Origin of the sequence: Kitasatospora sp. NPDC056181 (assembly GCF_042266225.1) — a bacterium.
Classification (GTDB): domain Bacteria; phylum Actinomycetota; class Actinomycetes; order Streptomycetales; family Streptomycetaceae; genus Kitasatospora.
Genome location: NZ_JBHJUK010000045.1, coordinates 34566 through 59536, shown reverse-complemented (window position 1 = coordinate 59536; position 24971 = coordinate 34566). Strand labels below are relative to the sequence as shown.

Genomic DNA, 24971 nt, shown 5'->3' with positions numbered 1-24971 from the left:
GGGCACCTGTAGCCCCCCCCCCCCGCGCTCACCTCCAACTGGGGGTGCGGCCCGGGGGTGTCCCGGGCCCCCGTGGACCCGGCCCTCTACACCACCCGGCCAACAAGCCCGACCCACCCTCGACGGAGAGAACCCTCATGACATCCATACTGTCCGGTGCGCGCGTACGCGCCGCGATGCGCGCCACCGCGACCGCCGCCGCGACGGCGCTGGTGGCCACGGTGGTCGCCCTCGGCGGGCCGGTCGCACACGCCGACGCGCCTGCCGTCCCGGCCTTCACCGACGGCTACGGCCTGACCCAGGTCGTCGGCGCCACCGAGGTGCACTCCGGCACCGACTTCACGATCACCGTGACGACCCCGCAGTTGTCCGGCCGGCACAGGATCCGCATCCTGCTGCCCAGTGGCTACGCCACGGAGCCCGGGAAACGGTGGCCGGTGGCGTACTTCCTGCACGGTGGTGGCGGCAACGTGGACGACGCGGCGGCGGCGCCGGCCCTGCACTCGGACTCGATGATCACCGTCGTGCCGGACGGCGGCCTGAAGGGCTGGTACGCGAACTGGCTCATGCAGAACACCGCCCTGGGTGCGGCGAACTGGGAGGCGTTCCACCTCGACCAGGTCGTCCCCTTCATCGACGCCAACCTCCGTACCGTCGCCGACCGGGGCCACCGGGCCGTCGTCGGCCTGTCGATGGGCGGCTACGGCGCCCTGCACTACGCCGAGGCCCGTCCGGACCTGTTCGGCCACACCGCGTCGCTGTCCGGCGGCATCGACTTCGGGATGGCCGAGATCCGCGCGGCCGTCCTGGCCACCGAACTCAACGTCACGGGTGCCTGGTGCGCGGTGAGCACCTCCACCCCGGCCGGCACCGGTCGGTGCACCGGCTACGGCCCCTACACCGACAGTGACGCGATCTTCGGCTCCCCGTACCCCGTCTTCAACGCGGACCACGTCTGGAACGAGGTCAACCCCGCCGCCAAGGCCAACCTGGCGAAGCTCGCCGGGGCGGAGATCACGCTCTACACCGGCAACCAGGGGCCGATCGACCACTTCACCGAGATGGCCGCCAACAACGTCAAGGCGCGCCTCGACCAGCTCGGGCTGCCGAGCCGGTTCGTCGACTACGGCAACGGGAGCTCGCTGGCCCCCGGGTGCGACGGCGGCCACAACTACGGCTGCTGGGCGCCCGCCCTGGCGGACTACGTCCCCCGGCTCCAGGCCTCCTTCGCCGCGGCGGGCTGACCGCGGCAGCCGCTCCGGCCCGGACCCCGGCCTGACCGACTGCCGGGGCCCCGGCCGGAGCGGCACCCACTCCCTCCCGACCCGCAGTTGTTCCTTCCTTCCTTCCTGAACTGACCTTCCCTCCCGAACTGCACTTCCTTCCCGGGCTCCGGCCCGCACGACCAAGCGAGGACTCCATGGACGATCTGATGCACAAGCTGGTTTCGGGCGCACTCAGCGGTGGGCTGATCGCCCTGGTCGGGGGGCTCAGCGTCCTGGTCCGCCGCAGGCGGGTCGCCAGGGCCGAGGCCGCCGCGCCGGCGCCGGTCGAGGACCTTTCGCAGGCCCTGCTGCGACAGGCCCGGGAGGCCGACCGCAGCCGTGACGAGCTCGCCGGCCAGGGCAGGCCGGTCGAGGCCCTCGACCCGGCCAGGGCGGCCGCCGATCTCTGGCGCCGGCTCACCGAGGTGCGGCAGGGCCGGTTCCTGGCCGAGCGGCAGGCCGCCCTGGCCCGTCTCGGCGAGCTGCTCGCCGCCGCGGGCCGGCCGGACGAAGCGGCGCGCGTCCGCCAGGAGATCGTCGGGCTCGGCTGACGCCCCCGACCGAAGCGAGGAGACCACCATGCCCGCCGCCCTCTGGACCGGCCGGGACGCCGACCCGGACCGCGTGACCGCCGACCTCTCCGGGGTGCTCGGCCGTGAACTCGGCCTCGCCCGGCCGCCCGTGGCCGTGACCCTCCCCTCCGACAGCACCGGCGTCCCGGCCGGCAGCCTGCTGCCGCCGCGTGAGCGGTTCAGCGGGATGCCCGCGCCGACGCTCTGCTACGTCTACGTGGACGCCCGGGCGCCGAGGCCGTTCGAACTGCGCGCCTCGCTCATGGTCGGGCGGGCGTTGGTCCGCCGCAGCCTGGGGCTGGGACAGCTCTTCTACGCCGTGCCGCTGACCCGGTCGGTGCCCGCTCGTACGGCCCTGAGCGCGCCCCGGCGCTTCGGTCCGTCGTGCTTCGAAGGCGACGCCGGGGTCGCGGGCCGCCTGAACGCGGACCGCGAGCTGGTCGCCGACGCGAACGCGCTCACCCCGCTGGAGGCCGGGCCGGACGCCTCGCACTCCTGGTCGGTCGAGCGGTTGCTCGCGGTCGAGCCGTTGCCCGGGGATCAGGGGTCGGTGCTCCTCCTGCGCACCCTGCACCGCGCCGCCGCTCACGGGTGGTCGCTCCGCGCCGACGCGGTGCTGAACCTGGCCGCCCGCATCGAGACCGCCCTCGGCTGAGCCGTGCGGGCGCAGCGCGGCGGCAGGGCGGCAAGGCGGCGGGGCTGCGGGTGGCGCGGGGGCCGGGCCGTCGCCGCCGCGAGCCGCCCGGCCGGTCCACGCCCGTCAGGCTCGCGCCCGTCAGGCTCGCGCCCGTCAGGCTCGCGCCCGTCAGGCTCGCGCCCGTCAGGCTCGCGCCCGTCAGGCTCGCGCCCGCCAGGCTCACGTGCGGTCGGCGGTGACGACGTGGTAGTCGAGCAGGCCGCTCTGCCAGGCGGTGAGGAAGTTGCGCGCCCAGTGGCCCGGCGGGACGGTGTCCTCCAGGTAGCGGTCCAGGCCGGGCCAGACGTGCTCGCCGATCGACTCGGCGGAGACGTTCCCGAAGCCGGCGTCCGCGAGATCGGCGGTGAAGTCCTTGAGCGGGTGCGCCACGTCCAGGCCGTCGGCGAAGCTGGCGAGCAGGATGCTCAGCCGCTCGGCGACCTCCGGTCCGGAGCTGAAGAACGTGGTCACCACCAGCCGCCCGCCGGGCCGGAGCACCCGCGCCGCCTCGCGCGCGAATCCGGTCAGCTCGCGGAAGTGCTGGGCCGCCTCGACGGAGTACACGCCGTCCAGCGAGCCGTCCGGGAAGGGCAGTTCGTCGGCCGCGCCGAGGGTGTAGGCCAGCCGGTCCGGGAACGTCGCCAGCGCCTTGGCGTTGACCGCACGGGCGCGCTCGACCTGGTCCGGATGGATGTCCACCCCGGTCACCCCGGCGAACCGGAACTCGCGCAGGGCCAGTGCCGCGCCCAGCCCGCGCCCGCAGCCCACCTCGGCCAGCCGCAGCCCCTCGGCCGGCGCCGGGAAGGCGCCCAGCACCCGCCGGTACAGCTGCTCCTGGCTGCGCACGCGCTCCTCCGGGCCCGGTGACCTGGTGTCGATCCCGTGCCAGTCACCGAAGTTGATGAAGCCGCCGGCGAAGCTGGCCGCCATGGCGAGATCGCCGGCGCCGTAGGTCTGTCGCACGGTTGCGGGAATGCGGTCGTGGTTCATGGTCGCGGTCTCCTCGCGGGTCGTTGCCCCGGCTCCGGGGGCGCCGCAGTACGTACCCAAACGGGATCGCGGCCGAACGCCACGTGCGGGTGGATTGTGCGGGTTCGGGACGACAGTTCGGGCGGGCTCGACGGATCTGTTGTTGACGAATTGTCAGCAAGTGCTGCGCGATGGATTGACGGTGCATGGACACGGCTCTACAACGTAGTGGGCCGACCGATTCCCCCAACTGTTCGGACGGCCCCGGACGTTCGTCTTCTCGCCCCCCCCTCGCCGAGAAAGAGGCTCCCCATGCGCACTCGCACCTGTCTGGCACTGGCCGCGGTCGCCGCGACGCTGGCCGTCGGCGCCGCCCCCGCATCCGCGTCCCCCGGCGGCACGGTGGCCGCCGCGGCGGTGCTGACCACCGGCGGGGCCGGCGGCACCCCGGTCGCGGTCGGCGACGTCCTCGCCGCGCCGCTGGCCGCCAACACGCGCGCCACGTTCTACTCGACCGCCGCCGGATCGACCGGGGTGACGTGCGGCGTCTCGCAGCTCACCGCGCAGGTGCTCGACAACCCCGCCGCGCCAGGGACGGCGACGGAGTCACTGACCGGGCACACCTTCAGCTCGTGCACCAGCAACGTCACCGGCGTCACCTCGGTGCGGAGCCTCACCGTCGGCAACCTCCCCTACACCGTCTCCGTCGGCGACTCCGCCGGCAACCCGGTCGCCGTCACCTCCGGGACGGCCGGACCGATCCAGGCCACGGCCGTGCTGAACTCGTGGTTCGGCACGCTCACCTGCAGCTACCAGCTCAGCGGCGCCTTCACGGGGAGCGCCGACAACGCCGCCCACAGCCTGGTCTTCCGCAACGAGCACTTCGTCAAGAGCGGCGGATCGGTCCTGTGCCCCGCCGACGGCTACTTCTCGGCCACCTACGGGCCCGTCGCCGACACCAGCCGGGCGGGCAGCCCCGCGGTCGACGTCAACTGACCGACCCGGCAGACCCGGTCGGGTACCGAGCCCGGCAACGAGCCCGGTACCCGGCCCGGTCGGTCGGGCGCGCACACCGGCAGGCGGGACCGCTCCGCGGGGACCGGGCGGGCGGCTCCGTGGCGGTGGGGCCGTGGAGTGGCGGGCGCGGTGCCGGCCCCGGTCTAGCCGGTCCGGGTGACAGTTCGGGCGCGTACGCCTTCGGCCCGCCGGGCAGGGCGGAATGCTGTGCCCGGCCGGGGCTCAGGGTGTGCCGGCGCCTGCCGGTGCGGGGCCGCGGCGTACAGCGAGGAGGCGCGATGTCGAACAACGGGACCACGAGGGGACCGGTGCCGGACCCGTGGCTGACCGGGCGCGAGGTCAACGTCACCGTGCCCGCGTCGGTGGCGGGTGACCTCGACCGGATGAGCGGGGTGCTCAGGAGCGTGCTCACCCAGCTCGGCTGTCCGACCTGTCACTCCGGGTTCGACCTGAGGTTCCGGCAGTCGCTGGACTTCGTGGTCTCGCCCAAGGGCGACGTCGCGCCGGGCATCGCCCAGCCGTTCGTGGGTTAGGCCGACGTGACCGGGCTCGGCGTCGGCCTCACCCACGTCCCCGGCGCCGAGCCGATCCTTGAGGCCTGCGCAGACCTGCTGGAGGTCGTCGAGATCGAACCGCAGGCGCTCTGGCGCGCGCGGCCGGACGGCACGATCGGCTGCGACGAGGAGGCGCTGCGGCGCCTCGCGGACCTCCCCGGCGCCCGGCTGCTGCACGGCGTCGGCAACCCGGTCGGCGGCTGCCGGCCGCCAGACCCCCAGCACACCGCCCTCGTCGGCGAGCTGGCCGGGCGGCTGCGGGCACCCTGGGTCAGCGAACACCTGGCGTTCAACCGCACCGGCCGCGGCGACGAGGGCTTCCGCACCGGCTTCATGCTCCCGCCGCGGCAGACCCCCGAGGGTGTGCGGCGCAGCGTCGCCTCCGTCCGGGCCATGGCCGGAGCCCTGCCGGTACCGCTCGCCGTGGAGATCGGCGCCAACTACCTGCGTCCGCGCGCCGACGAGCTGTCCGACGGCCGGTTCGCTGCGGGCGTGGCCGAGGGCGCGGGCTGCGGGCTGCTGCTCGACCTGCACAACGTCCTCGCGAACGAACGCAACGGCAGGGCACCGGTCGCCCGGCTGATCGACGAACTCCCGCTGGACCGGGTCTGGGAGGTGCACCTGGCCGGGGGCTTCGAGCACCGCGGCTACTGGCTCGACGCGCACAGCGGGCTGCCCGACGAGGAGTTGCTCGCCCTGGCGGAACGGGTGCTGCCACGGCTGCCCGCCCTGCGGGCGGTCCTGTTCGAGGTGACGGGCTCCACCGTGCCGGGTCTCGACCCGCAGGCCGTCCGGGACCTGCTGGTCCGGGTCCGCGAGCAGTGGCGGCCGCAGCCGTCGGTGGCCGGGTGGGCCCTGGAGGCGCTCGTGCCAACGGCGTCGCCCGCGGCAGACCGGGCGGCGGGGGGACCGGACCCCGAGGAGTGGGAGCACGTGCTGGGCGCACTGACCATCGGCCGGGCGGTGGACGGCCCGCTCGCCCGGGAGCTGGCGGCCGACCCGGCGGTCGCGCTGCTGCGGGAGCTGGTCACGGAGTTCCGGGCGAGCGCGCTGGCCGGCACGCTCGTGCACACCGTCCGGCTGCTGCTGCTCACCCTCGGCGAGGCCGGGGTGCGCGACCTGCTGGACGACTACACCCGCTCCCACCCGCCGGAGCTGTTCGCCACGGACGAGGCGGCGGCGTTCGCCGCCCACCTGCGGCGCACCCGTCCGCGCGTCCCCTGGCTGGCCGACGTGCTGGAGCTGGACCTCGGCCTCGTCCGGGTGCGGCTCGACGACACCCCGCGGACGGTCCGTCTCGGCACCGACCCGAACGACCTGCTGGCCGCGCTCGGCGCCGGCCGACTGCCCGTCGACCCCAGCCGGGGCAGCTTCGTGGTCCGGCTCACGGTCTGACGGTTCGCCGGGCTGCCCGGCCCGCGGCCTGACGGTCCGCCTGACGGTCCGCCGGGCGATGTGGATCACCGTGGGGGCCGAAGGCCGCCAGCGGTGGCCGGTGCGCCGCTCCCCGCGGACGGGTGCCGTCCGGGGCTGCGGGAGACTGGGGGCTCCGACGGGGCGGCGGGGCCGGAGCGGGCCCGCCGACCATGAACAGGGGAGACCACCATGGCCACCGAACGGATCGCGCCGCCGCTGACCGGGGGCGAGCGGGAGATGCTGCGCGCCTTCCTGGACTACCACCGGGCGACGCTGGCGATGAAGTGCGACGGGCTGACCGACGACGAGCTGCGGCGGCAGTCGAGCCCGCCGTCCACGCTCTCCCTGCTGGGGCTGGTCCGCCACATGGCCGAGGTCGAGCGGACGTGGTTCCGCCGGGTGATCAACAAGGAGGACATCGCGCTCGTCTGGTCCCCGGAGCGGGACTTCCAGGCGGCCTACGACGCGCGCGACGCCGACCGGGCGGAGGCGTTCGCGGCCTGGGAGGAGGAGGTCGGGCACGCCCGCCGGATCGAGCGGGAGGCGGAGTCGCTGGACGTGACGGGCTACATGCCGAAGTGGGAGGCCGACGTGTCGCTGCGCCTGGTGATGCTGCACCTGATCCACGAGTACGCCCGGCACAACGGGCACGCCGACTTCCTGCGCGAGTCGATCGACGGCGAGGTGGGGGCGTAGGGGCGGGGGAGAGACCGGGCCCCGCCGGTTCACCGCCCGGTGGGCCGCCCCGCCCGCCAGAGGTCGGCGCCGACCAGGGCGGCCAGCTCGCGCACGGCCGCGCGGGTGCGGAGGCCGAGCCGGCCGGGGTCGAACTCGGCGCCCGCAGCCAGGTGCTCGTCGAACGGCAGCTCGACCACGCCCCGGCAGCGGGCGCCGAAGTACGCCCGCAGCTCGGCGGATTCGACCGGCCGGGCCGTCCCGCGGACCGCCGAGATCGCGGTGACCGAACGGGCGGCCAGCTCCCCGTAGCCGTGCGCGTGCAGCCAGTCGAGGGTCGCTGCCGCGCTGCCCGCGCTGTCGACGCCCGGGGTGGTGGCGAGGATCAACTGGTCGGCCAGGCCGAGGACCCCGCGCATCGGGTCGTCCAGCAGGCCGGTGCCGGAGTCGGTGAGGGTGATCGGGAACCGCTGCGCCAGCAGGTCCAGGGCGGAGACGTAGCCGGCGTCGGAGAGCGCCCCCGGTCGGTCGGGTCCGGCGAGCACCGTCAGTCCGCTCGGCGTCGGCGAGACGTACCGGTCGAGGTCGGCGGGGTGCCGGGCAGCTGCCAGGTCGGCGATCCCGGCCTCCGTGCGCCGCCGGATCCGGCGGCCCAGCGAGCCGCTGTGCGACCCCGCGTCGACCGCCGCGACCGGCTCGCCGCGCTCGGCGGCCAGCATCGTGCCCAGGGTGAGCACCAGCGAGGTCTTGCCGGCGCCGCCCTTGGCACCCACCACGGCCACCCGGCAACTCCCCTGCAGTGGGGACCTGATGAGTCGCAGATGCTCGCGGCACCGGCGTTCGCCGGAGCGCAGGCGGTCCAGCGTGCTGCGCCGCCGCCCGGGAGCGGAGGCCGGCATGCGGGCGGCTGCCGGTGCGGGGGCGGGGCTGGCAGTCCTCATGCTCTCTCCTTCGGACGCGGTCTGCGGCGCACTCTCCACCCTGCTCTACGGTGCGTTGGTGCAGGTCAGTTCAGTGCCGGGGCGTTCGGCTGGTGCCCGACCGGGCACGACCGTGCTCTCGGGGCGAGGGCAGGAGGGGGGTGGCAGGCCGTGGTTCGACGGCGCCGGGTCACACCGCCCCGGCGGCGGAGGGGAGTTCGACGCCCGGGGTGAGGTGGAACCGTTCGGGGCGGGTGACCGGGCGTCGTTCGGCCGGCGCCAGCAGGTCGCGCCGCTCCAGCCAACCGTTCAGTCTGGCCAGGGCGTTGTGGTTGCGCTCGGCCGGGTCGGCGCCCGCGAGGCCGACGGACTCGCGCAGCAGGACCCGGGCCGGACGGCCGGACGGGTCGGCCTCCGCCATCCCGATGACGGTGAACGTCGTGCCCGGGGTGAACACCGCCTGCGGCTCGTCGTCGGCGGTGCCGAACGCGGTGGTGCGCCGGCCGGTGGCCGACCAGATGACGAACTCGACGGACACGCCCGGAAGTTCGGCCGCCGGTGCGGTCAGGCCGGCGACCGGGGCGGGTTCCATGAGCTCCCGCCCGACCGGATAGTGGTCCACCACCCCGGCCGGATCGAGTCCGGGATCGGCGGCGAGCAGGACGGCGCCGTGGTGGCTCGGGAGGCGGCGCAGGCCGGAGCCGAGACAGCGGAGGAAGGCGGCGAGCGGTGCGGGCGCTCCGGCCCGGGCCGCCGCGGTCAACTCGGCCCGGCCGAGCGGGACTCCGGTGTCGCCGTGGTACAGCAGGACGGCGGCGAGGTCGGGCCTGGTGTCGTCCTTCGCGGTGGACCGCAGGGCGGGCAGCCGGGTGGCGGCCTGGTCCACCCGGCCGGTGCACCGCTGGTAGTGCTCGCCGAGCAGGGCCCGGACGGTTTCACGGTCGGCGGCGCTGCTGACGGCGACGGGGGCGGCGAACTCCTCCGGGCGGTAGAGGCGGGCCGATGGGGGAGCCGGCTGGGGAGTCGGTGGGGGAGCCGGGCGGGGAGCCGGTTCGGGGCGGGGTGCGGGGGCGTGTTCGCGCGGGGGCTCGGCGGCCGGGTCCGGAGCAGTCGCCGGCGGCGGGGTCGGTTCCGCCGGTTCCTCCGACCCCCCAGGCTCCTCAGGTTCCTCCGACCCCTCAGGCTCCCCAGGTTCCTCCGGTGCGGACGGCTGCGCAGGGCTGCTGCCGGCGGTAACGCTGCTGCTGGTGCTGCTGCTGGTGGCGACGGCGGTCGGGGCGGTCGGGGCCGGCAGGGGAGCCGGCTCGGGAAGCGGTGCGGGATCGGTGGCGGCCGGGGAAGCGGGCAGGGCCAAGCGCCCGGGGCCGGGGTCGACCCCGGGAGCCGGGGCGGGGAGGGCGGCGGGGGCGACAGCGCCGGGAGTGCCGGGAGTGCCGGGGGCGCCGGGAGTGCTCAGGACGGCGTGAGGCGCACCGGTCGGTGCCACTCCGGTCGGCGCCGTACCGGTCGGTGCCGCCCCGGGCAGGGCCCCGTACGAGACCGGCACCACGCCCGGCGGCCCGGCCACGGCCGGGTCGGGCCCGAGCCACTCCAGGCCGTGCATCCGGGCGACGAAACGCCCGACGCGTTCGGCGGACGGCTCCAGCAGTCCGTGGACGAGCAGGCCGAACCCCTCGGCGCCGGCGGTCGGCAGACGGTCGAGCAGCGCGCCGAGCTCCTCGAAGACGTCCGGCTCCACCGGGCGGTCCCGCTCGCCGACGATGAGCAGCGGGCGGGCCGGTTCGGGGCGGCGAAAGCGCGGGGTGAGCACGTGCGGCGGTTCCGGGCGGAGCCAGAGGCCCGCCGGGACGGCCTCCAGCGCCCAGTACGGGAAGGCCGCGAAGACGGCCGGTCCGTCGGTTCGCCAGTCGGCTCCGCCGTTGCGCCAGGCGGCCGGGGTGGTGCCCTGGCCGGGGGCCGTGGCGAGCCGCAGGAGGTACGGCTCCCAGCGGGCCTGCCCCTGCGCGTCCAGGACGCGGGAGGTGGGACCGCCCTCGCCGAGCACCGGGAGGCCGATCGCGGCATGCACCGGCCGGGCCAGCCGGGTGGCCAACGCGCCGGTGAGCGCGGTGAGTTCGTCCGGTGCGGCCCAGGGGGCACTGACCAGCGGCCGGGCGGCGTCGAGGGGCAGGGCGACCGCGGCGTCGGCGAACTCCTCGGGGAGGAGGAGCGGCGCGGCGGGGGTGCCGACCAGCAGGACGACGGTGCCGGGCGGTGCGGCGGCCAGCCCGAGGCCGGGCAACGGGCCGGCGGGCGGGGCCGCCGGGTGGGTGAGCCAGAAACCGGCGGGCAGGCGCAGCACCTGGGCGGCGGGGCTCCCGGACGTTCGGGCGGCCGGGGCAGTTCGGGCGGCCGGAGGTGTGGAGGTTCGGGCGGCCGGAGGCGTCGCGGTTCGGGCGACGGCGTGGGTGGTGGCCCGGGGCTCGGCCGTGGTGGCGCCGGGTGATCCGGCCAGCCGCTGCGGCGCCGCGCCCGGGACGCAGTGCCACCAGGAGGCCGGCTCGGGGGCGCCGTCGGGGGTCGTGAGTGCGAGGCCGCCGTCCGGGGTGATCCTCACCAGCCCGTCGGGGGCGACCACCGGCACGCCCGCCTGCTCGGCGACCAGCTCGGCGGGCCGGCGGCCGTTGGGCGCGAGCGCGGCCAGCCCGGACGCGGCGACGACGAGCGTGCCGGCCCCGCGGGCACGGGCGACCACGCCGAGGTCGGCCATCCGGTCGCGCAGCACGACCGCCGCGTCGGGGGCGGCCGCGACCACGATCAGGCTCCCCGGCAGCGGCGGTAGCGAGCCGACCGCCGCCGACAGTTCCTCGTCGTCGGCCGAGGCCGGGGCGATGACGAAGTGTGCTCCGACGAGCCGGAGTTCGGCGCCACACGGGACGGCGGACGAGTGCGCGGGCGCCGACAGCACCGGCTGGGAGAGTTGCGGATCCCCCGGCCGCCAGCGACGCCCGAGCAGCCGACGCGGCGCCAGGGCGGCGGGGACGGCGGGGCCGGGCGGTCTGGGAGGGACGCTCATCGTCCTGGTAAACGGCCCGGACCCGGTCGGGGGTTCACCTCGTCCGCGTGAGCATGTGAACCGTATGGATCGCGCGGGCGCGCGGGCGCGCGGGCGCGCGGGCGTGCGGGCGTACGCATCGTGCGGGCGTACCGGGAGATGGGCCGTGCGGGCGTGCGGGCGTGCGGGCGTGCGGGCGTGCGGACCGCGTGGGGACGGGGACCGTGCGGGTCCGGCGGCGCTGTCGGTGGCACCTGCGATGATCCGTTTCATGAGCGAACCGAGCCCCTCCTCCGTGACCTGGCGGACCGGCCTGCCTGCCACCGTCGAGCTGGTGCGGACCCTGCACGACCTCGACTGGGGCGCCTGGAGCCGGCCCGACGTCGACCGCATGGTGGCGGAGCGCGCGGACTGGAAGATCCGACGGATCTTCCCGGACGGCGTGGTGCTCGGCATGGAGCCCCGTGAACTCTTCGAGCCCCTCGGCCCCGAGCTGTACTTCCAGACCGTCGTGCCCAAGCAGCCCCGCTACCGGATCGCCCGGCTGTGGCTGCTCGACTTCACGCCCGGGGGCGACGAGGAGGAGCGCCGGGCGGAGCTGAAGCGGCTCTCCGAGGCGCTGGCGGCCGTCGGCAGGCCGACACCGGTGCCCACGGCGGCCGACGGCTTCGGCCTGCGCTGGCAGTCCGCCGACCGCACCCTGCTGCTCCAGAGCAATGACCGCCGTGCCTGGCTGGCCGTCCACCCCGTGACCGTCGCCGCCGAGCACATCAGCCCCGAACTCCCGTCCGTGATAGCCGCGTTCGCCCCACTGCTGCACGATGCGCCGGGCGGCGTCTGCGAGCACGACACGGTGGCCCGCATCGCCGCCGACGTCCCCGGCTGGACGGCCGACGTCACGGAGGCCCGCACGGAGATCCGCACGGCCGACCCCGCCTGCACACCCGTCCTCCTCGGCGCGGGCCAACCGGCCGGCCGCTACAACCGGCTGGTCCTGCACCGCTTCGACGAGGCGCCCACGCTGGAGCACCGGCGGGACGTGTTCGGCGCCGTCTACCGCGCCGTCTGTGGCGTCCTCGGCGAGCCGACCCTCCACGGCGGAGGTCCCGACGGCCCGGACGCGCGCTGGCGCGAGGCCGGCGAGTCCGCCGTGCGGCTGCTGCGCCTGCGTGCCGACCGCCGGAGCGTCTGGTTGGAAACCGCCCCCGCGGAGGAGGTCGAGGAGGAGGAGTACGGCACCTTCGCCTACGGCGGCCCCAGCGGCGGCGCGGACGGCCGGAGCGACTTTCACCTGCTGCCGTACAGCTGGCAGCTGCACGTGAGCGGTCCCGGTGACCTCGCCGACCGTCTCCCCGGCGGCCGCCTCGCCGGTACCCTGCCGCACCTGCGCGAGGGCCTGGAGCTGTTGCTGGCCGCGTGGATCGAGCAGCTTCCCGTCCAGTGCCCGGGGGAGAAGGCCACCTTCTCCCTCGCCGACCGCCGGATCAGCGGTGGGCTCTCCTTCGCCTACGACCAGGACAAGGGTGTCCTGCTCCGCGTCGGCTCGCGCCCCGGCGACCCGGAAGCCGTCGCGCCGGCGATGACGGCGGACGGCTGGCAGCCGTCCGGCAAGCGGTGGAAGGCCGAGTTCAAGACCCCGACGCAGCAGACCGCCGCCGAGGTGGCCGCCCTGATCACCACCGAACTCGCCGCCCGCGGAATCACCGACCCCCAGGACGGCCTGACGGCGCGACGCGTCGTGATCGGCCCCGCCTACGGGTTCCTCCGCGTGACGGGCCTGGGCGTCTAGGCCGTGTGTCGAAAGTAGATCTTGAGCTGTGGATGATCACAGTTCATGGGGCGCGGAGATCTCACAGACGAGCAGTGGGCGGCGCTGGAGCCGTTGTTGCCGAAGGGCGCCAGGGCAGGGCGACCACCGGTCTGGCCTCGGCGGCAGTTGATCGACGGCATACGGTTCCGTGTCCGGACAGGTGTTCCGTGGCGGGACGTCCCCGTCGAGTACGGACCGTGGAGCCGGATCTACGACCTGTTCCGCCGGTGGCAGCGAAACGGCACCTGGCAGCGGATCCTCACCCGGCTCCAGTCCCTGGCCGACGCGAGAGGTGCCATCACATGGGACCTGAGCGTCGACTCCACGGTCTGCCGCGCCCATCAGCATGCGGCCGGAGCCCGCAAGCATGGCGAGCTGCAGAAGGAACCACCAGGCGGCATCTTCACCGAGCCCGGTGACCATGGGCTGGGGAGATCGCGCGGCGGGTTCACCACCAAGCTCCGTCTGGCAGTTGAGCAGGGCCAGAAGCCCATGTCGATCGTGGTGACCGCCGGGCAGCGTGGGGACTCGCCGCAGTTCGAGGCCGTGCTGGAGAGGGTCCGTGTGCCCCGCGTCGGACCGGGGCGGCCGCGCGCCCGTCCTGATCGTGTGCGGGCGGACCGGGCCTACGCCTCCCGCAAGAACCGCGCCTACCTGCGCCGCCGCGGGATCCGCTGCACCATCCCCGACAAGGCCGACCAGGCGCGCAACCGGCGAAAGCTCGGCTCCCGCGGCGGCCGGCCGCCCAAGTTCGACAAGGCTGATTACCGTGAGCGTCATGCGGTCGAATGCGGCATCAACCGCCTCAAGAGGCACCGCGCTGTCGCCACGCGGTACGACAAGCTCGCCGTCCGCTACGAGGCAACCGTGCTGATCGCAGTCCTCAACGAATGGCTCTGATCGGGGTGGCCCTCCCGTCCGGGGTCACCAATCCCGGCCGGCGGTCAGTTTCTCGGCATCCGCGTCCGTGAACCCGTATGCCGAAGCGACGAAGCAGAACTCGTCGCAGATCCACTCGCGCGCGACCGTCTCGATCCCGCTCCCGGCCGTCATGAACTCCCTGTCCAGCAGGTTGAACTCCTCAGTGGCAGCCTGGGTGAGCGCATACAGGGCCTCCAGATCCGACGGCCGCTCGGCCTCGATTCGCTCGCACAGTTGCAGCAGAATCGTCCTGCCCCGGTCGACCACCTGATCAGGGAAGTACGAGTCGTCGAACATCTCCCGCAGGAATCCGTGTCCCAGGAGTAGCTGGTTGGTGATCGGCATGGCACTTCCCTCTCCATGAAGAGCTGACGCGCCGATCATGCACAGCACCGCTGACAACGAGGCCACCCATGCACGCCGGACCCCGCGCGACCAGGACTTCCACAACAGGGCCCCTAGGCGCGCTTGACCGACTCGATGACGACGGACTGCTCAGGAACGTCTCGCATAGGGCCCCGGACCGTGGTGGCCACGGCCTCGATCTTTCTTGACGACGTCCAGGCCGCTGATGACCTTTCCGAAGACCGCGTAGCCGTTGCGCCAGCCGCTCGCGGCCGCGGCGGCCGGCGCCGGGGACGGGCGGACGTGGTGCGAGCAGCAGGCGGAATTGCTGCTCGCCCGCGGTCTCGGCCACCTGCGGCAGGCAGGACCGGTGGAGGCGGACGAGCTGGCCGGGTTCGCCGGGACCGTGACGACCGGCCGGGGCGCTGCCGTCGTGCCTCCCCAGCCGGCCAGGGACTGAGCTACGGCCGCAGGACGAGCTTCCCGGCGGCGTGACCACTCGCGCTCAGCTCCTGCGCCTTCGCGGCGTCCTCCAGCGGAAGGCTCTGCGCGATGCGCACCGTGAGCTTGCCGTCGGCTGCGAGGCGGGCGTACTCGCCGAGGCGGGAACCGAACGGGGCGGGGCCGGAGAAGGTGACGCCCAGCTCGGCGGCCTTCGGATCGGCGATGGTGATGATCCGGTCGGTGCCGCTGAGCAGGTCGATCGACACCTCCAGGTCGCCCGCCCCCGCGGCGTCGTACACGGCGTCGATGCCCTGCGGTGCGGCCTCGCGGACCCGGTCGGCGAGGCCGGTGCCGTAGGCGACCGGGATCGCGCCCAGCGAGCGCAGGTAGTCGTGGTTGCCGGGGGAGGCGGTGCCGATGACCGTGGCGCCGCGGGCGACCGCGAGCTGAACACCGACGGCGCCGGCCACACCCGCAGCTCCGTGCAGCAGAAGCGTGTCGCCTTCCCCGACGCCGAGGGCGTCGAGCACGCGGACCGAGGTCTCGACGGCGACGGGCAGTGCCGCGGCGAGGTCCCAGTCGAGGTCCGCGGGCTTCGGGCCGAAGTCGACGGCCAGCGCGTGCTCGGCGTACGCGCCGGTGACGGTCCAGCCCAGGACCTCGTCACCCACCGCGACGCCGGTCACGCCTTCGCCGACCTCGTCGACGACGCCGGCCGCCTCCACGCCGGAGATCACCGGGAACGGCGGCGCCATCTGCGGCCTCCACCCGTTGCGGATCTTGTAGTCGAGCGGGTTGACCGCTGCCGCCACGACCTTCAGCCGCACCTGTCCGGGTCCGGCGTGCGGCTCGTCGACCTCTGCGAGGCGGAGGACTTCCGGGCCGCCGAACTCGGTGTAGGTGATCGCCTTCATGTCCTGCTCCAGTGCTCGTCGCTCTAGGTGAAAGATCAACGCTCTAGGCGAAAGATCAACCTTGGCCTGGACCGGCGGGCGCGGTCCAGCCGGTGGATCGGATCCACTCGGCCAGGTCCAGGGTGGCCGGCTCGATCGCCCGCACCACCGCAAGATCCGACGGGTGTTCCGCCGCCTTCGCGAACTGGCGGAACATCGCCCTGTCGAGGTCGCTGGGAAGCACGCTCAACGGGAGGGCCTCGTAACGTGCCGGGAGCCCGGCGCGCGCGCCGAACGCCGCCGCGATCTGAGGGCCCGTCAGCTCGTCGCCGACGAGCTCGACGGCTCCGCCGGGCGCCTCCGCGGTGTCGAGCAGGAGCGCGGCGGCGACCCGGCCGACGTCCCTGACCGAGATCATCTTCAGGGCGACGTCCTCCGGCAGCGGCAGCCTCAGCACGACCTCTCCGTGCTCCAGGCTCGGTGCCATCTCCTCCATGAAGGGAGTCGGGCGAACCATCGCGGCCCTGAGGCCGGACTTCCTCAGGTGCTCCTCGATCGAGTGCTTCGAGTCATGGTGCGGCACACCCCGCTCCCGGTCCGCGCCGAAGACCGAGTTGAACACGACGTGCGGGACGCGTGCCGCGACCGCCGCGTCGACGAGCGCGGTGCCGATGCGGATCTCCGTCTCGACCTCTTCGAGGTTGTTCGCCTCCGGGGTCATGAAGTAGAACGCCTCGACCGCCGTCAGCGCGGCGGCCAACGACGCCGGGTCGTCGGTCCGGATGGCCGCCAGCTCGACGCCGCGGGCGGCCAGCGCCTGAGCCCGGTCGGATTGCGGGTTGCGGACCAGGGCCCGCACCGGGGCCTTGTGGTCCAGCAACGCGTCGACCACCGCCCCGCCCTGTTGCCCCGTCGCGCCGAAGACTGCGATCGTTCCGGTCGTCTGTGCGCTCATCGCTGCCACCCTTCACGCAGGGCGTGAGCAAGGTGAGCACGAGTCCGGTGTTGACCTCGGCGGTGGGGGGAGGACGACGCGGGCGCGGCGTCCTCGAGCTTGATCTGTTGTGACATGTCTCCACGATGCGTCTGCGGCGCCAGGCGCACCACCGGTATCCCGCCAGGTTCTCCCGATAACCCGCCAGTGTCGGGTAGCCTCAATCGCGTGTCCGACCCCAGCGGCGAGCCGAGCTTCTGCACCGACGATGGGCCGTTGTCGGCGCCGCTGGCCCATGGCGCCGACGTGGCCGCGCACTTCCACGACTATGGCCAGCTCCGCTACGCCGCGCGTGGGGCCCTGGTCACAGCGACCCAGGTGGGCACCTGGGTGGCGCCGGCCAGTCGGATCATGTGGGTGCCGCCCTTCGCGGTGCACAGCAGCAAGGCATACGGCGAGACGGACATCCGGGTGCTGTCGCTGCCCGTGACGCTGACCGGACAGCTGCCGGCCGAGCCGTCGGTTTTCGTGGCGAGCGCGTTGCTGCGCGAGGCCTATCTGGCGCTGATGAGCGAGGGCGAGCCGCTGGAGAGCCCCCGTGCGCGGCTGCTGATCGACGTCGTACTCGCCGAGCTCGCCCGCGCCGCACAAGAGCCGCTGCGCCTCCCGGAGCCGAGCGACCGGCGTCTCAAGGCGGTCACCGACCTGCTTCACGCGGACCCAGCAAGCCCAGCGACCCTGGCCGAGCTGGGCCACCGCACCGGCGCCAGCGAACGCACCCTGAGCCGACTGTTCGGTAGCGAGCTGTCGATGAGCTTCCACCAGTGGCGTACCCTGCTGCGCATCCAACGGGCGCTGATCGAGCTCAGCGACGGCGCCTCGGTCACCGACACGGCGATCCGGCTGGGCTGGTCGAACCCCAGCAGCTTCATCGACGCCTTCACCGTGCTGGTCGGTCAGACACCCGGAGGCTATCGCTCGTCGGCTCGGTCCTCCCGCAGCACCCATGGGTGAGAGGTTGGCGGGGTAGCCGTAGTTCCTGGCGGAACATCGGTGGCAGCCCAATGTTGCGGGAACCCACGCTGGAAGGGTGACTTCCTCCGCCACCACCCAGAGCTCCTCGCCAGCATCGGCGGCCTCGGCCGGTGCGGCGCTGAGCGACCTCATCGTCCAGTCGCTGACGCGGCACAGCTCGTCGGAGGCGTTCGTCGCGGGCGACCGGCGACTGACCTACGCCCAGGTGAGGTACTTGGTCTCGCAGTACATGGGTGCGCTCAGTTGGCGCGGAGTTGGCCTGGAGGTGGGCGTCACCATGCTCAGCCCGAACACGCCTGAGTCCTGGATCGTGCAGGCTGCGACGTACCTCCTCGGAGGGCGCTTCACGGGACTCCAAGCCGGTGAGCTGCACATCAGCGAGTCCACGGTGAAGTTCCACGTGGCGAAGATAGCTGGACGTCGGGTCGCGTGGCGAGGCCCCTCTGGCGCACGAGTGGGGCGCCACGGCCACGCGTTAGCTTGACTCTGTCGGGGATCTTGGTTGCCTGCGTCAGCTGACGGCTCGCCAGGAACGGAGGCGTGGGGTGCCTTGTCGATCGAGGTAGTTCTGGAAGGCGGTCGGCGGCCGTGGGGGTGCCGGTTCTTCCGGAGGCTGTCGGCTGAGGCGTTCGATGTTGACGGCGATGGCGGTGAGGACGTGTTGTAGATGGGCCTTGGCCTGCCCGCGGTAGCGACAGTGGCGCATACCGTGGCCGTGCGCGAACTCATTGATGGTGCCCTCGATGCCGGAGCGGACTGCGTAGCGCTTGTGCCAGTCCGGGTCTTGTTGCTCGGCGCGGTTGCGTAACTCCAGCAGAAAACCCTTCGAGGCCACCCCTACTGACCTGCCATCCTGGTGAGATGCTGCTCAAGCTGACCGGCTCCAGCTGTTCGGGCAAGACCACCCTCGCCTACTCCGTGGGCGAGCGGCTGGAGCGGGTCGCCGTGCACGACTTCGACGAGCTCGGCGTACCGGAAGGCGCCGATCGCCAGTGGCGCAACCGCACGACCGAGATGTGGGTGCGTCGCGCGCTGGAGTACCAGGACCGCGGCGTCGACCTCCTGCTGACCGGACAGTCTCCCCTGGGAGAAGTCCTGGCCAGCCCCTCCGCCCCGCTGCTGAATGGAATCGCGGTGTGCTTGGTCGACGTGTCCGACGAGGTCCGGCGCGACAGGCTCACCATGCGCGACTCGGGCCGATGGGACGCTCCGGCAGTTGACGCCTTCCTCGGCTGGGCCGCCTGGCACCGTCGGCACGCCGAAGATCCCCGATACCGACCCGACGTCATCATCGACGGCAGCTGGCACCGTATGGCCTGGCACCGCTGGACCGGGTGGACTGCCGACGATCGGCGATGGCGCACCCATCTGCTCGACACCACGAACCAGCCCGTCGCGGAATCCGTAGACCAGGTTGAGCAATGGGTGATCCAACAGCGCGACTCGCTCCGATCCGGCGGTCTCCCCCTGTCGCAGGGCTGGTCAGACCAGACAGCCGCCTGAGCCGACCGCGACTCTTGATCCACTTTCGCAACAGACCCTAGGGCCTGGGCTTTTGGGGCCTGGGTGGCGGAGGCCTGGGTGGTCTGGGGCCCGTCCGGAACGCCGCCTTCCACGCCTTTGCCTGCGACCGCCGCAACGGTGACGCCAGAGCACCGGGCGCGGACCGGGTCCTCGAACCCGCACTGCGGCACCTGGCCTCCGACCCCGACCCGGGGGTCCGGGCGACGGCCGCCGAGCTGGTCGGCAGGTTCTCCCGCACCGACGCCCGGGCCGTCGCAGCCTTGCAGACGTCCCACGCCCAGGACCCGAACCCGGCGCTCCGGAAGAAGGCGGGATGGTTCATCCCTGGAGGACCCTTCCACGAACGAACCGGCCCACGCGCGCTCGGGTGACTCGGGCGACAGCACGGTCCTCGCCCCTGGTTTTCGGGTTGACCCCCCGGGCGGTCGGATGATCGGGTCGGGGCATGGAAACCAGCACGACGGGCGATCCACTCCCGGCAGAAGCCGTTCTCCTCCTTGAGGCTCTCCTCAAGGAGGACCAGCCGGCCAACCGGGCCCTGCTCACGCAGATCCCACACCTGCGCGTCATCGGCCGCTGCCCGTGTTCCTGCGCCAGCATCGACTTCGGCCTGGACAGGGCAGCGGTGCCGGCCGCGCCCGTGACCGGCAATCCCGTTGCCGACGGGACGGTGCTCGACGCCGACGGAGAGCCGGTCGGCGGAGCGCTGGTCTTCGCCTACGACGGCTACCTGTCCAACCTGGAGGTCTACGGCTGGGGCGATGACCAGATCACCCGGCTCCCGTCCCCGGACCGGCTCTGCTGACTCCTCCTCCTCGAAGAGGTGGACCCCGGGCCCACCGGAACCGGGGAGGGCCTCACATGTGATCCGCCGGACAGGGACAGGGACAGGGACAGGGACAGGGTTCGGGCGGGCACCCGGATGCGGTGCCCGGGGCCCCGCGGCCACCGATCGGAAGGCGGACTGCGGAACCGGTGAACCGTGCGGCTGCTCCCGTCCGTAGTACCGGGTGGCGGCAACGCCACCGGCGCCTGACCCCCCGTGCGGGCGCCGGTTCAGCCGTCCGGGAGTACGGTCCGCCCGCCGGGGTGGCCCGCCCGCCGGGTGGTCCGGCTCCCGGTCCCCCCGGCTCCCGCGCCCCGGCGGGAGCCGGGATCGGGTGCTCCGACGGCCGTCCTTGTGGGAGGACGGTCGCCGGAGCGCCCGGCCTCGCGCGGTGCGACGCCCCGGGCGCGCACCTGCCGCCCCGTCTCTCCGGGCGGGAACGCCGTGCAGCCTCCGGCGCGAGGACCCGCCGCCCGGGGTGAGGAGTCCGCCGCCCGGCGCGACGCGTCCGCGGGACGCGACCACCCGTGCGCGAACCGCCGCCGCCGACCGGAAAGCCCCGGAACGGACCGTCACACCCCCGGAGGCACACCGGGACGCCGACGTCGTACGGATAACAAGCAGGTCAAACGGGTTGTGGTGAGTGCCGGCCGATGAGCATTCTTGTGGCCATGACTCCGGCTCCCACACTCCCCGGCCACCAGAGCGACACATCCGGGCCCACGCCCACCGGATACGCCCACGAATGGGCGCTGGTCGACGTCGAGACCTCGGGGCTGAGGCCCGGCCAACACCGGGTGCTCTCCCTCGCGGTGATCACGGTCGACGCCGGGGGCCGGCAGACCGGGGAGTACTCCACCCTGCTGGATCCGGGCGTGGACCCCGGACCGGTGCACGTCCACGGCCTGACCGCCGAGCGGCTGCGGGGGGCGCCGGCCTTCGAGCAGATCGCCGGGCGGGTCGCCGAGCTGCTGGAGGGCAGGGTGATGGTGGCCCACAACGCCCAGTTCGACTACGACTTCCTCAGTCACGAGTTCGCGCTCGCCCGCTCCTGGCTGCCGGTCTCGCGGCGGCTCTGCACGTTGGCGCTGAACCGGCGGATCGACACGTCGACCGTGGACCTGAAGCTCGGCACGCTCGCCGCGCACTACGGCGTCCCGCAACTGCACGCGCACGACGCGCTGGACGACACCAGGGTGCTGGCCGGAGTGCTGCGCGGCTCGCTCACCGAGGCGCAGCGCCTGGGGGTGCCGCTGCCGCTGGTGGACTGCCCGCCCCGGCGCACCTCGGAGTTCCGGCCGCGGATCCCCAAGACGCCGTGCGCGTACCGCAATCCGGGGCGGCTGCCGGCGGGTGGGGTGCTGGTGCAGGGCATGAAGGTCGCCGTGACCGGGGAGACGGGGACGGCCCGGGAGGAACTGGTCGCGAGGGCGGTGGCGGCCGGGCTGAACGTGATGACCTCGGTGAGCCGGCACACCAGTGTGCTGGTGGCCAACGGGGGCGCGGCGTCCTCGGCGAAGGCCCGGCGGGCCGCCGCCGAGGGGGTGCCGGTGCTCGACGAGGGGGCGTTCCTCGCCCTGCTCGCGGAGGTGCGGCCGGGACAGCCGCACGAGGCCGGCGGCGTGGTGACGGGCTCCGAGCAGGCGACGGCCATTGCGGTGGAAGCCGTGGTCGCGGTGGAGGCCGTGGTCGCGGCGGAGTTCGCGGAGGCGGCTCCGGCCACTGCGCCGACCGCGGAGTCGGTCGTTGAGCCGACCGCGGAGCCGGTTGCGGCGGTGGCCGGGCCGGATTCGGCGGTGGCCGGGCCGGTCCCGGTGGCCGTGCGGTCCGCGGTGCGGCGCAGGACCGCCCGGGAGCGGCGGGCGCTCACCGGCCGGCGGGTGCTCGTGCTGGGTGGCCGGCACCCCGAGGCGGTGGCGGCCCGGACGGCGGTGGTCGGCCTCGGCGGTGCCGCCGCGGTGAACCTGTCGGCCAACGTCACCGACGTCCTCGCGCTGACCGGTTCCGCCGCCGACCGGAGGATGAAACGGATCGAGTGGCTCCAGCTCCCGGTGCACGACGACACCTGGCTGCGGACCCTGGGCAGCACGCCCGCCGCGCCGGGCTCCGGGGAGCCGGCCGCAGGGGAGCCGGGTGAAGGGGAGGCGGACGAGGTGGAGGTGGAGGTGCTGCCGCGCGGTGGCGTGATCGACCTGCCCATCGCTACCGACGGTGCCCGCTGGAGCGTCAACGCCTCGTGGACGCAGCAGACCAGCTGCGAGGTCGACGTGGTCGCGTTCAGCCTCGACGAGGACGAACAGGTCTCCTGCGACGAGGACTTCGTCTTCTACGGCGCACCCGAGAGCCCCGACGGCACCGTCCGGCTCGCCTTCGACGGCCCGCAGGAGCAGGCGGTCACCGTCGACCTCGGCCCGCTGGGCGGCTCGGTGCGGAAGGTCGTCATCGCGGCGGCGATCGACGGCTCGGCCACCTTCGGCGACGTCGGCGCGGTGGAGATCGCGCTGGCCGGCGACACCCGGGCCCGCCCGATCGTCCAGGCCACGTTGGACGCCGCCACCACCGAACGGACCCTGCTGCTCGCCGAGATCTACCGCCGCGGCGGCTCCTGGCGGTTCCGTGCGGTCGGGCAGGGCTTCGACCACGGGCTCGACGAGCTGGCCCGCGGCTACGGGGTGGACGTCGAGGGCTGAGCGGCCCGGGGCGGCGGCGGTACCCGCCGGGGTGCCGCCGCTACTCCGCTGCCGCCCCGCCGGGGTGCTGCCGTCCGGCCGGCCGGGTCCGTGGGTCGGCGGTGGACGGCAGCGGACGACGTCACCACCCCAGCAGGAACGCCCTCCGGGACAACCCGGCCAGCACGGCCTCCGCCGCCGCCTCCGGTGCGACGGGTGCGGCGTCCACCGTGTGCCGGTCCGGCACGCCGCCCGGCTCGCCCGGCTCGGCGGAAGCGCCCGCCGGCCGCAGCACCACGTAGTGCAGCGCCGCCCCGGTGGTGCGGCTCTCGCGGCGGAACGCGTCCAGCGCCGTCGGCGCGACCGCCGCCTCCACCACCACCTGGTACCCGCCGGTGGCGAACGCGAAGGCCGCCTGCGCGGTGGCCGCCAGAGCCGTCGTGTTCTGCCGCTGCGCCTCCGGCAGGTGCGCCGGGACGTACCCCTGGCGGACCGCCCGCTGGAAGTCGTCCGCCCGCAGGTGCACGCTCGGGTGGAGGGCGTCCGCCAGCAGGGGCGCGACCGTGCCGCTCCCGGCCCCGGCCGGGTCGGCGAGCACGACCACGCCGCCGGCGCCCCGCCGGCCCCCGATCTCCGGCCCGCCTACGGTCGTTCGGTTCACGGCTGCTGATCCCTTCGCGGGCCGGGGACGGACGGGGTGCCGGAGCGGGTCTGACCCGGGTACGGACAGCCGAGCGCATCGCCCCAACGACTGACTGCTGTCGGAGATCAACCTAGTCCACGGCGGTACCCCGAGTCCTCCCCCCTACCGATCCGTGGACCCCTCCCGCACCGGGGTGTCCGGCCGCAGCACGATCGGGTTGGTCAGCGCCGCCATCGGGCCCCACGGCAGGTCGGGGCCCATGGAGTTGCCCCGGCCGGGGGTGCCGTCGGCCTTCGGGTGGCGGACCTCGGCCCGGACGAACGCGGCGAGCGAGGCCGTCGTCCGCCAGACGACGGTCCCCGCACCGTCGGCGGGCAGCGACTCCTGGTGCAGCTGGCCCTCGTCGGTCAGGAAGCGGACCGTCCCGCCGGGCACGCCGGAGACGGCGAGACGGACGTCCACCGGGGCGTCCGCGGGGACGGTGAGCTGTTCGCCGATGCCCGCCTGCCGGCCGTGCCCGGTGGCGGTGAACTCCAGGTGGACGGCGGCCGATTCGGCGAGCCAGCTGCGTCCGGCCCGGATTCCGTCGAGGACGGCGTCACGGGTGAGGTCCTCGGCCCGGACGACGGTGTGCGGGGAGCCGATGACCTGCGGGGCACTGTGGGCGTCGCTGTTGCCGACGGCCGGCAGCCAGGAGCGTCCTTCCCGCAGGGCGACGGCGAGCCCCGCGTCCCAGGTGTCGACCGCCGACTCGTCGTCGTAGGTCCAGGGCCCGTTCCAGACCTCCACCGCGTCGGCGTCCTGGTAGCCGAACTTCCACTGGCAGGCGACGTACGGGCAGTACGGGTGGGCGGGCACCACCAGGCCGCCCTGGCTGCGGACCTGTCGGGCGAAGCGCGGGAAGGCCTCGTCGCGGGAACGGTAGCGCCAGTCGACGAACCGGCCCGGCCGCAGGCCGAGCGCCAGCCAGTGGCCGTTGCGGGTGGTCACCTCCTCGCCGAGCACGATCAGCAGGTCCGGCCCGGCCAGCGGGCCCCAAACGCCGTGCGAGGAGGTGGTGTTGTGGTCCGTGGAGACGATGAAGTCCAGCCCGGCGTCCCGCGCGCCCGCGGCGACCTCGGCCGGCAGCCGGCGACCGTCGGAGTGCACGGTGTGCAGGTGGCAGTCGCCCCGGTACCAGGAGCGCCCGCGGCCCCGCGCCCGCTCGGGCGGGTAGGACGGGGTGAACTCGGGCCCCTGCGCGCCGAACCGGAGCGTGACGGTGACCCGGTAGTCGAGCCCCTGCGGCGCCACCTGGTACGGGCCGAGGACGACGTGCCACCTCCCCGGGCGGATCGGGCCGGGGAGGTAGCCGGGCGTCGCCCCGTCGCGGGCGACGGTGAACTCGGTGCGGAACCCGCCCGACCAGCCGCGGAATCCGCGCCCGCCGAGGTCGGTGCCACGTTCGTCGAAGAGGCCGATGTCACAGGAGTTGCCGGGTGTGCCGGCGGGGACGGACGGCTTGTCGTAGCCGTACGCGACGGCGATCTCCCGTACGCCGTCCGGCACGTCGAACGGCAGGTACACGAAATCGGGCGCACCGGTGGGGAGATGGCCGGTGAGGGTGACCGTCCGGTCGGGCACGGCGTCCGCCGCCTGCGCCGGTCCGGCGGTGGCCGCGAGGCCGAGTGCGGTGACCGCGCCGGTGGCCAGACCGGTCCGGAGCAGGTCGCGGCGGTCGAGCGCGGGGGCGGGCCGGTCGGACGGGGGGCCCTGGTCGTCGGGCTGTCGGCCGTCCGGCCGCCGGCCGGGCTGCGGGTCGTCACGGTCGGTCATCGGGGCCTCCGGTC

Annotated in this window: 25 protein-coding genes and 1 pseudogene; 16 read left to right on the top strand and 10 right to left on the bottom strand. The window is 74.2% G+C overall.

The genetic code is table 11. The features are described from left to right. Nucleotides 1-137 precede the first annotated feature (137 nt). The 3 genes from ACFC1F_RS19010 to ACFC1F_RS19000 all read left to right on the top strand — a co-directional run bounded on the left by ACFC1F_RS19010 (nt 138) and on the right by ACFC1F_RS19000 (nt 2492). Nucleotides 138-1244, top strand: coding sequence for an alpha/beta hydrolase (locus ACFC1F_RS19010; protein ID WP_376159671.1), 1107 nt, complete (start codon nt 138-140; stop codon nt 1242-1244). Between the two features lie 176 nt (nt 1245-1420). Next, on the top strand, nt 1421-1816 hold the full coding sequence (locus tag ACFC1F_RS19005) for a hypothetical protein (protein WP_376159669.1): 396 nt from the start codon (nt 1421-1423) through the stop codon (nt 1814-1816). Between the two features lie 28 nt (nt 1817-1844). Next, entirely contained in the window at nt 1845-2492 is a 648-nt protein-coding gene (locus ACFC1F_RS19000) for a hypothetical protein (RefSeq protein ID WP_376159667.1), read from the top strand. 109 nt (nt 2493-2601) lie between these two features. Here ACFC1F_RS19000 and ACFC1F_RS18995 read toward each other — a convergent pair. Together ACFC1F_RS18995 and ACFC1F_RS18990 are read right to left on the bottom strand one after the other, a co-directional pair. Further along, nucleotides 2602-2697 (bottom strand): annotated as a pseudogene (locus ACFC1F_RS18995) (pentapeptide repeat-containing protein); the annotation flags it as partial. Continuing rightward, nucleotides 2694-3503: a class I SAM-dependent methyltransferase gene (locus tag ACFC1F_RS18990; RefSeq protein ID WP_209410553.1), complete on the bottom strand. Its 810-nt coding sequence runs from the start codon at nt 3501-3503 to the stop codon at nt 2694-2696. The pseudogene ACFC1F_RS18995 and the gene ACFC1F_RS18990, both read right to left, overlap by 4 nt. A gap of 291 nt (nt 3504-3794) precedes the next feature. On the opposite strand from ACFC1F_RS18990, the gene ACFC1F_RS18985 reads away from it, so the two are divergent. From ACFC1F_RS18985 to ACFC1F_RS18970, 4 genes are all read left to right on the top strand, one after another. After that, nucleotides 3795-4478 carry a Tat pathway signal sequence domain protein gene (locus tag ACFC1F_RS18985; RefSeq protein WP_376159665.1) on the top strand — a complete coding sequence of 228 codons (684 nt, stop codon included), beginning with the start codon at nt 3795-3797 and terminating at the stop codon, nt 4476-4478. A gap of 299 nt (nt 4479-4777) precedes the next feature. Then, nucleotides 4778-5032 (top strand): hypothetical protein, encoded by a 255-nt coding sequence (locus tag ACFC1F_RS18980; protein WP_376159663.1) that lies wholly within the window; start codon nt 4778-4780, stop codon nt 5030-5032. A gap of 6 nt (nt 5033-5038) precedes the next feature. Next, on the top strand, nt 5039-6448 hold the full coding sequence (locus ACFC1F_RS18975) for a DUF692 family multinuclear iron-containing protein (protein ID WP_376159661.1): 1410 nt from the start codon (nt 5039-5041) through the stop codon (nt 6446-6448). Nucleotides 6449-6658: 210 nt separating this feature from the next. Further along, nucleotides 6659-7165, top strand: coding sequence for a DinB family protein (locus ACFC1F_RS18970; RefSeq protein WP_376159659.1), 507 nt, complete (start codon nt 6659-6661; stop codon nt 7163-7165). Between the two features lie 29 nt (nt 7166-7194). On the opposite strand, the gene ACFC1F_RS18965 is transcribed toward ACFC1F_RS18970, so the two are convergent. Both ACFC1F_RS18965 and ACFC1F_RS18960 read right to left on the bottom strand, forming a co-directional pair. After that, nucleotides 7195-8085, bottom strand: a complete 891-nt coding sequence (locus ACFC1F_RS18965) for a MinD/ParA family protein (protein WP_376159657.1) — start codon at nt 8083-8085, stop codon at nt 7195-7197. Between the two features lie 169 nt (nt 8086-8254). Beyond that, complete coding sequence (locus ACFC1F_RS18960) at nt 8255-11119, bottom strand: hypothetical protein (protein ID WP_376159655.1); 2865 nt, start codon at nt 11117-11119, stop codon at nt 8255-8257. A gap of 250 nt (nt 11120-11369) precedes the next feature. Here ACFC1F_RS18960 and ACFC1F_RS18955 point away from each other — a divergent pair, with 250 nt between their 5' ends. Together ACFC1F_RS18955 and ACFC1F_RS18950 are read left to right on the top strand one after the other, a co-directional pair. Continuing rightward, entirely contained in the window at nt 11370-12887 is a 1518-nt protein-coding gene (locus tag ACFC1F_RS18955) for a hypothetical protein (RefSeq protein WP_376159654.1), read from the top strand. Between the two features lie 45 nt (nt 12888-12932). Then, nucleotides 12933-13808, top strand: a complete 876-nt coding sequence (locus tag ACFC1F_RS18950) for an IS5 family transposase (RefSeq protein WP_376159652.1) — start codon at nt 12933-12935, stop codon at nt 13806-13808. A 24-nt stretch (nt 13809-13832) separates the two neighbouring features. Here the strand turns inward: ACFC1F_RS18950 and ACFC1F_RS18945 are convergent, their stop codons facing one another. After that, entirely contained in the window at nt 13833-14174 is a 342-nt protein-coding gene (locus tag ACFC1F_RS18945; RefSeq protein ID WP_376159650.1) for a DUF5713 family protein, read from the bottom strand. Nucleotides 14175-14427: 253 nt separating this feature from the next. Here ACFC1F_RS18945 and ACFC1F_RS18940 point away from each other — a divergent pair, with 253 nt between their 5' ends. Further along, nucleotides 14428-14634 (top strand): hypothetical protein, encoded by a 207-nt coding sequence (locus ACFC1F_RS18940; protein ID WP_376159648.1) that lies wholly within the window; start codon nt 14428-14430, stop codon nt 14632-14634. 1 nt (nt 14635) lies between these two features. Here ACFC1F_RS18940 and ACFC1F_RS18935 read toward each other — a convergent pair whose 3' ends face one another. After that, a complete protein-coding gene (locus ACFC1F_RS18935; protein WP_376159646.1) occupies nt 14636-15532 on the bottom strand; it encodes an NADP-dependent oxidoreductase in 897 nt (298 codons plus the stop codon). A gap of 55 nt (nt 15533-15587) precedes the next feature. Beyond that, nucleotides 15588-16466, bottom strand: coding sequence for an NmrA/HSCARG family protein (locus ACFC1F_RS18930; protein ID WP_376159644.1), 879 nt, complete (start codon nt 16464-16466; stop codon nt 15588-15590). 207 nt (nt 16467-16673) lie between these two features. On the opposite strand from ACFC1F_RS18930, the gene ACFC1F_RS18925 reads away from it, so the two are divergent. Further along, nucleotides 16674-17459: an AraC family transcriptional regulator gene (locus ACFC1F_RS18925; RefSeq protein WP_376159642.1), complete on the top strand. Its 786-nt coding sequence runs from the start codon at nt 16674-16676 to the stop codon at nt 17457-17459. A gap of 76 nt (nt 17460-17535) precedes the next feature. Continuing rightward, nucleotides 17536-17964 carry a hypothetical protein gene (locus tag ACFC1F_RS18920; RefSeq protein ID WP_376159640.1) on the top strand — a complete coding sequence of 143 codons (429 nt, stop codon included), beginning with the start codon at nt 17536-17538 and terminating at the stop codon, nt 17962-17964. Between the two features lie 27 nt (nt 17965-17991). Here the strand turns inward: ACFC1F_RS18920 and ACFC1F_RS18915 are convergent, their stop codons facing one another. Next, entirely contained in the window at nt 17992-18315 is a 324-nt protein-coding gene (locus ACFC1F_RS18915) for a transposase (RefSeq protein ID WP_376159638.1), read from the bottom strand. Nucleotides 18316-18341: 26 nt separating this feature from the next. On the opposite strand from ACFC1F_RS18915, the gene ACFC1F_RS18910 reads away from it, so the two are divergent. From ACFC1F_RS18910 to ACFC1F_RS18895, 4 genes are all read left to right on the top strand, one after another. Then, on the top strand, nt 18342-18983 hold the full coding sequence (locus ACFC1F_RS18910) for a hypothetical protein (RefSeq protein WP_376159636.1): 642 nt from the start codon (nt 18342-18344) through the stop codon (nt 18981-18983). A gap of 44 nt (nt 18984-19027) precedes the next feature. Next, on the top strand, nt 19028-19375 hold the full coding sequence (locus ACFC1F_RS18905; protein WP_376159673.1) for a HEAT repeat domain-containing protein: 348 nt from the start codon (nt 19028-19030) through the stop codon (nt 19373-19375). A 74-nt stretch (nt 19376-19449) separates the two neighbouring features. After that, a complete protein-coding gene (locus tag ACFC1F_RS18900; RefSeq protein ID WP_376159634.1) occupies nt 19450-19809 on the top strand; it encodes a hypothetical protein in 360 nt (119 codons plus the stop codon). Nucleotides 19810-20483: 674 nt separating this feature from the next. Further along, a complete protein-coding gene (locus ACFC1F_RS18895) occupies nt 20484-22520 on the top strand; it encodes a DEDDh family exonuclease (RefSeq protein WP_376159632.1) in 2037 nt (678 codons plus the stop codon). 121 nt (nt 22521-22641) lie between these two features. Here the strand turns inward: ACFC1F_RS18895 and ACFC1F_RS18890 are convergent, their stop codons facing one another. Both ACFC1F_RS18890 and ACFC1F_RS18885 read right to left on the bottom strand, forming a co-directional pair. Continuing rightward, nucleotides 22642-23160 (bottom strand): ATP-binding protein, encoded by a 519-nt coding sequence (locus ACFC1F_RS18890; RefSeq protein WP_376159630.1) that lies wholly within the window; start codon nt 23158-23160, stop codon nt 22642-22644. 144 nt (nt 23161-23304) lie between these two features. After that, the gene (locus ACFC1F_RS18885; protein ID WP_376159628.1) at nt 23305-24957 is read right to left on the bottom strand and encodes a CehA/McbA family metallohydrolase; all 1653 of its coding nucleotides are present in this window, start codon (nt 24955-24957) and stop codon (nt 23305-23307) included. Nucleotides 24958-24971: the final 14 nt, after the last annotated feature.

Excerpts from the sequence above, each read along its gene's own strand:
- ACFC1F_RS18965 (WP_376159657.1), bottom strand. The coding sequence starts at position 8,085 with ATGAGGACTGCCAGCCCCGCCCCCGCACCGGCAGCCGCCCGCATGCCG.
- ACFC1F_RS19000 (WP_376159667.1), top strand. The coding sequence starts at position 1,845 with ATGCCCGCCGCCCTCTGGACCGGCCGGGACGCCGACCCGGACCGCGTG.
- ACFC1F_RS18910 (WP_376159636.1), top strand. The coding sequence starts at position 18,342 with ATGCTGCTCAAGCTGACCGGCTCCAGCTGTTCGGGCAAGACCACCCTC.
- ACFC1F_RS18895 (WP_376159632.1), top strand. The coding sequence starts at position 20,484 with ATGAGCATTCTTGTGGCCATGACTCCGGCTCCCACACTCCCCGGCCAC.
- ACFC1F_RS18930 (WP_376159644.1), bottom strand. The coding sequence starts at position 16,466 with ATGAGCGCACAGACGACCGGAACGATCGCAGTCTTCGGCGCGACGGGG.
- ACFC1F_RS18955 (WP_376159654.1), top strand. The coding sequence starts at position 11,370 with ATGAGCGAACCGAGCCCCTCCTCCGTGACCTGGCGGACCGGCCTGCCT.
- ACFC1F_RS18990 (WP_209410553.1), bottom strand. The coding sequence starts at position 3,503 with ATGAACCACGACCGCATTCCCGCAACCGTGCGACAGACCTACGGCGCC.
- ACFC1F_RS19010 (WP_376159671.1), top strand. The coding sequence starts at position 138 with ATGACATCCATACTGTCCGGTGCGCGCGTACGCGCCGCGATGCGCGCC.
- ACFC1F_RS18950 (WP_376159652.1), top strand. The coding sequence starts at position 12,933 with ATGGGGCGCGGAGATCTCACAGACGAGCAGTGGGCGGCGCTGGAGCCG.
- ACFC1F_RS18970 (WP_376159659.1), top strand. The coding sequence starts at position 6,659 with ATGGCCACCGAACGGATCGCGCCGCCGCTGACCGGGGGCGAGCGGGAG.
- ACFC1F_RS18935 (WP_376159646.1), bottom strand. The coding sequence starts at position 15,532 with ATGAAGGCGATCACCTACACCGAGTTCGGCGGCCCGGAAGTCCTCCGC.
- ACFC1F_RS18960 (WP_376159655.1), bottom strand. The coding sequence starts at position 11,119 with ATGAGCGTCCCTCCCAGACCGCCCGGCCCCGCCGTCCCCGCCGCCCTG.
- ACFC1F_RS18945 (WP_376159650.1), bottom strand. The coding sequence starts at position 14,174 with ATGCCGATCACCAACCAGCTACTCCTGGGACACGGATTCCTGCGGGAG.
- ACFC1F_RS18980 (WP_376159663.1), top strand. The coding sequence starts at position 4,778 with ATGTCGAACAACGGGACCACGAGGGGACCGGTGCCGGACCCGTGGCTG.
- ACFC1F_RS19005 (WP_376159669.1), top strand. The coding sequence starts at position 1,421 with ATGGACGATCTGATGCACAAGCTGGTTTCGGGCGCACTCAGCGGTGGG.
- ACFC1F_RS18900 (WP_376159634.1), top strand. The coding sequence starts at position 19,450 with ATGGAAACCAGCACGACGGGCGATCCACTCCCGGCAGAAGCCGTTCTC.
- ACFC1F_RS18985 (WP_376159665.1), top strand. The coding sequence starts at position 3,795 with ATGCGCACTCGCACCTGTCTGGCACTGGCCGCGGTCGCCGCGACGCTG.
- ACFC1F_RS18885 (WP_376159628.1), bottom strand. The coding sequence starts at position 24,957 with ATGACCGACCGTGACGACCCGCAGCCCGGCCGGCGGCCGGACGGCCGA.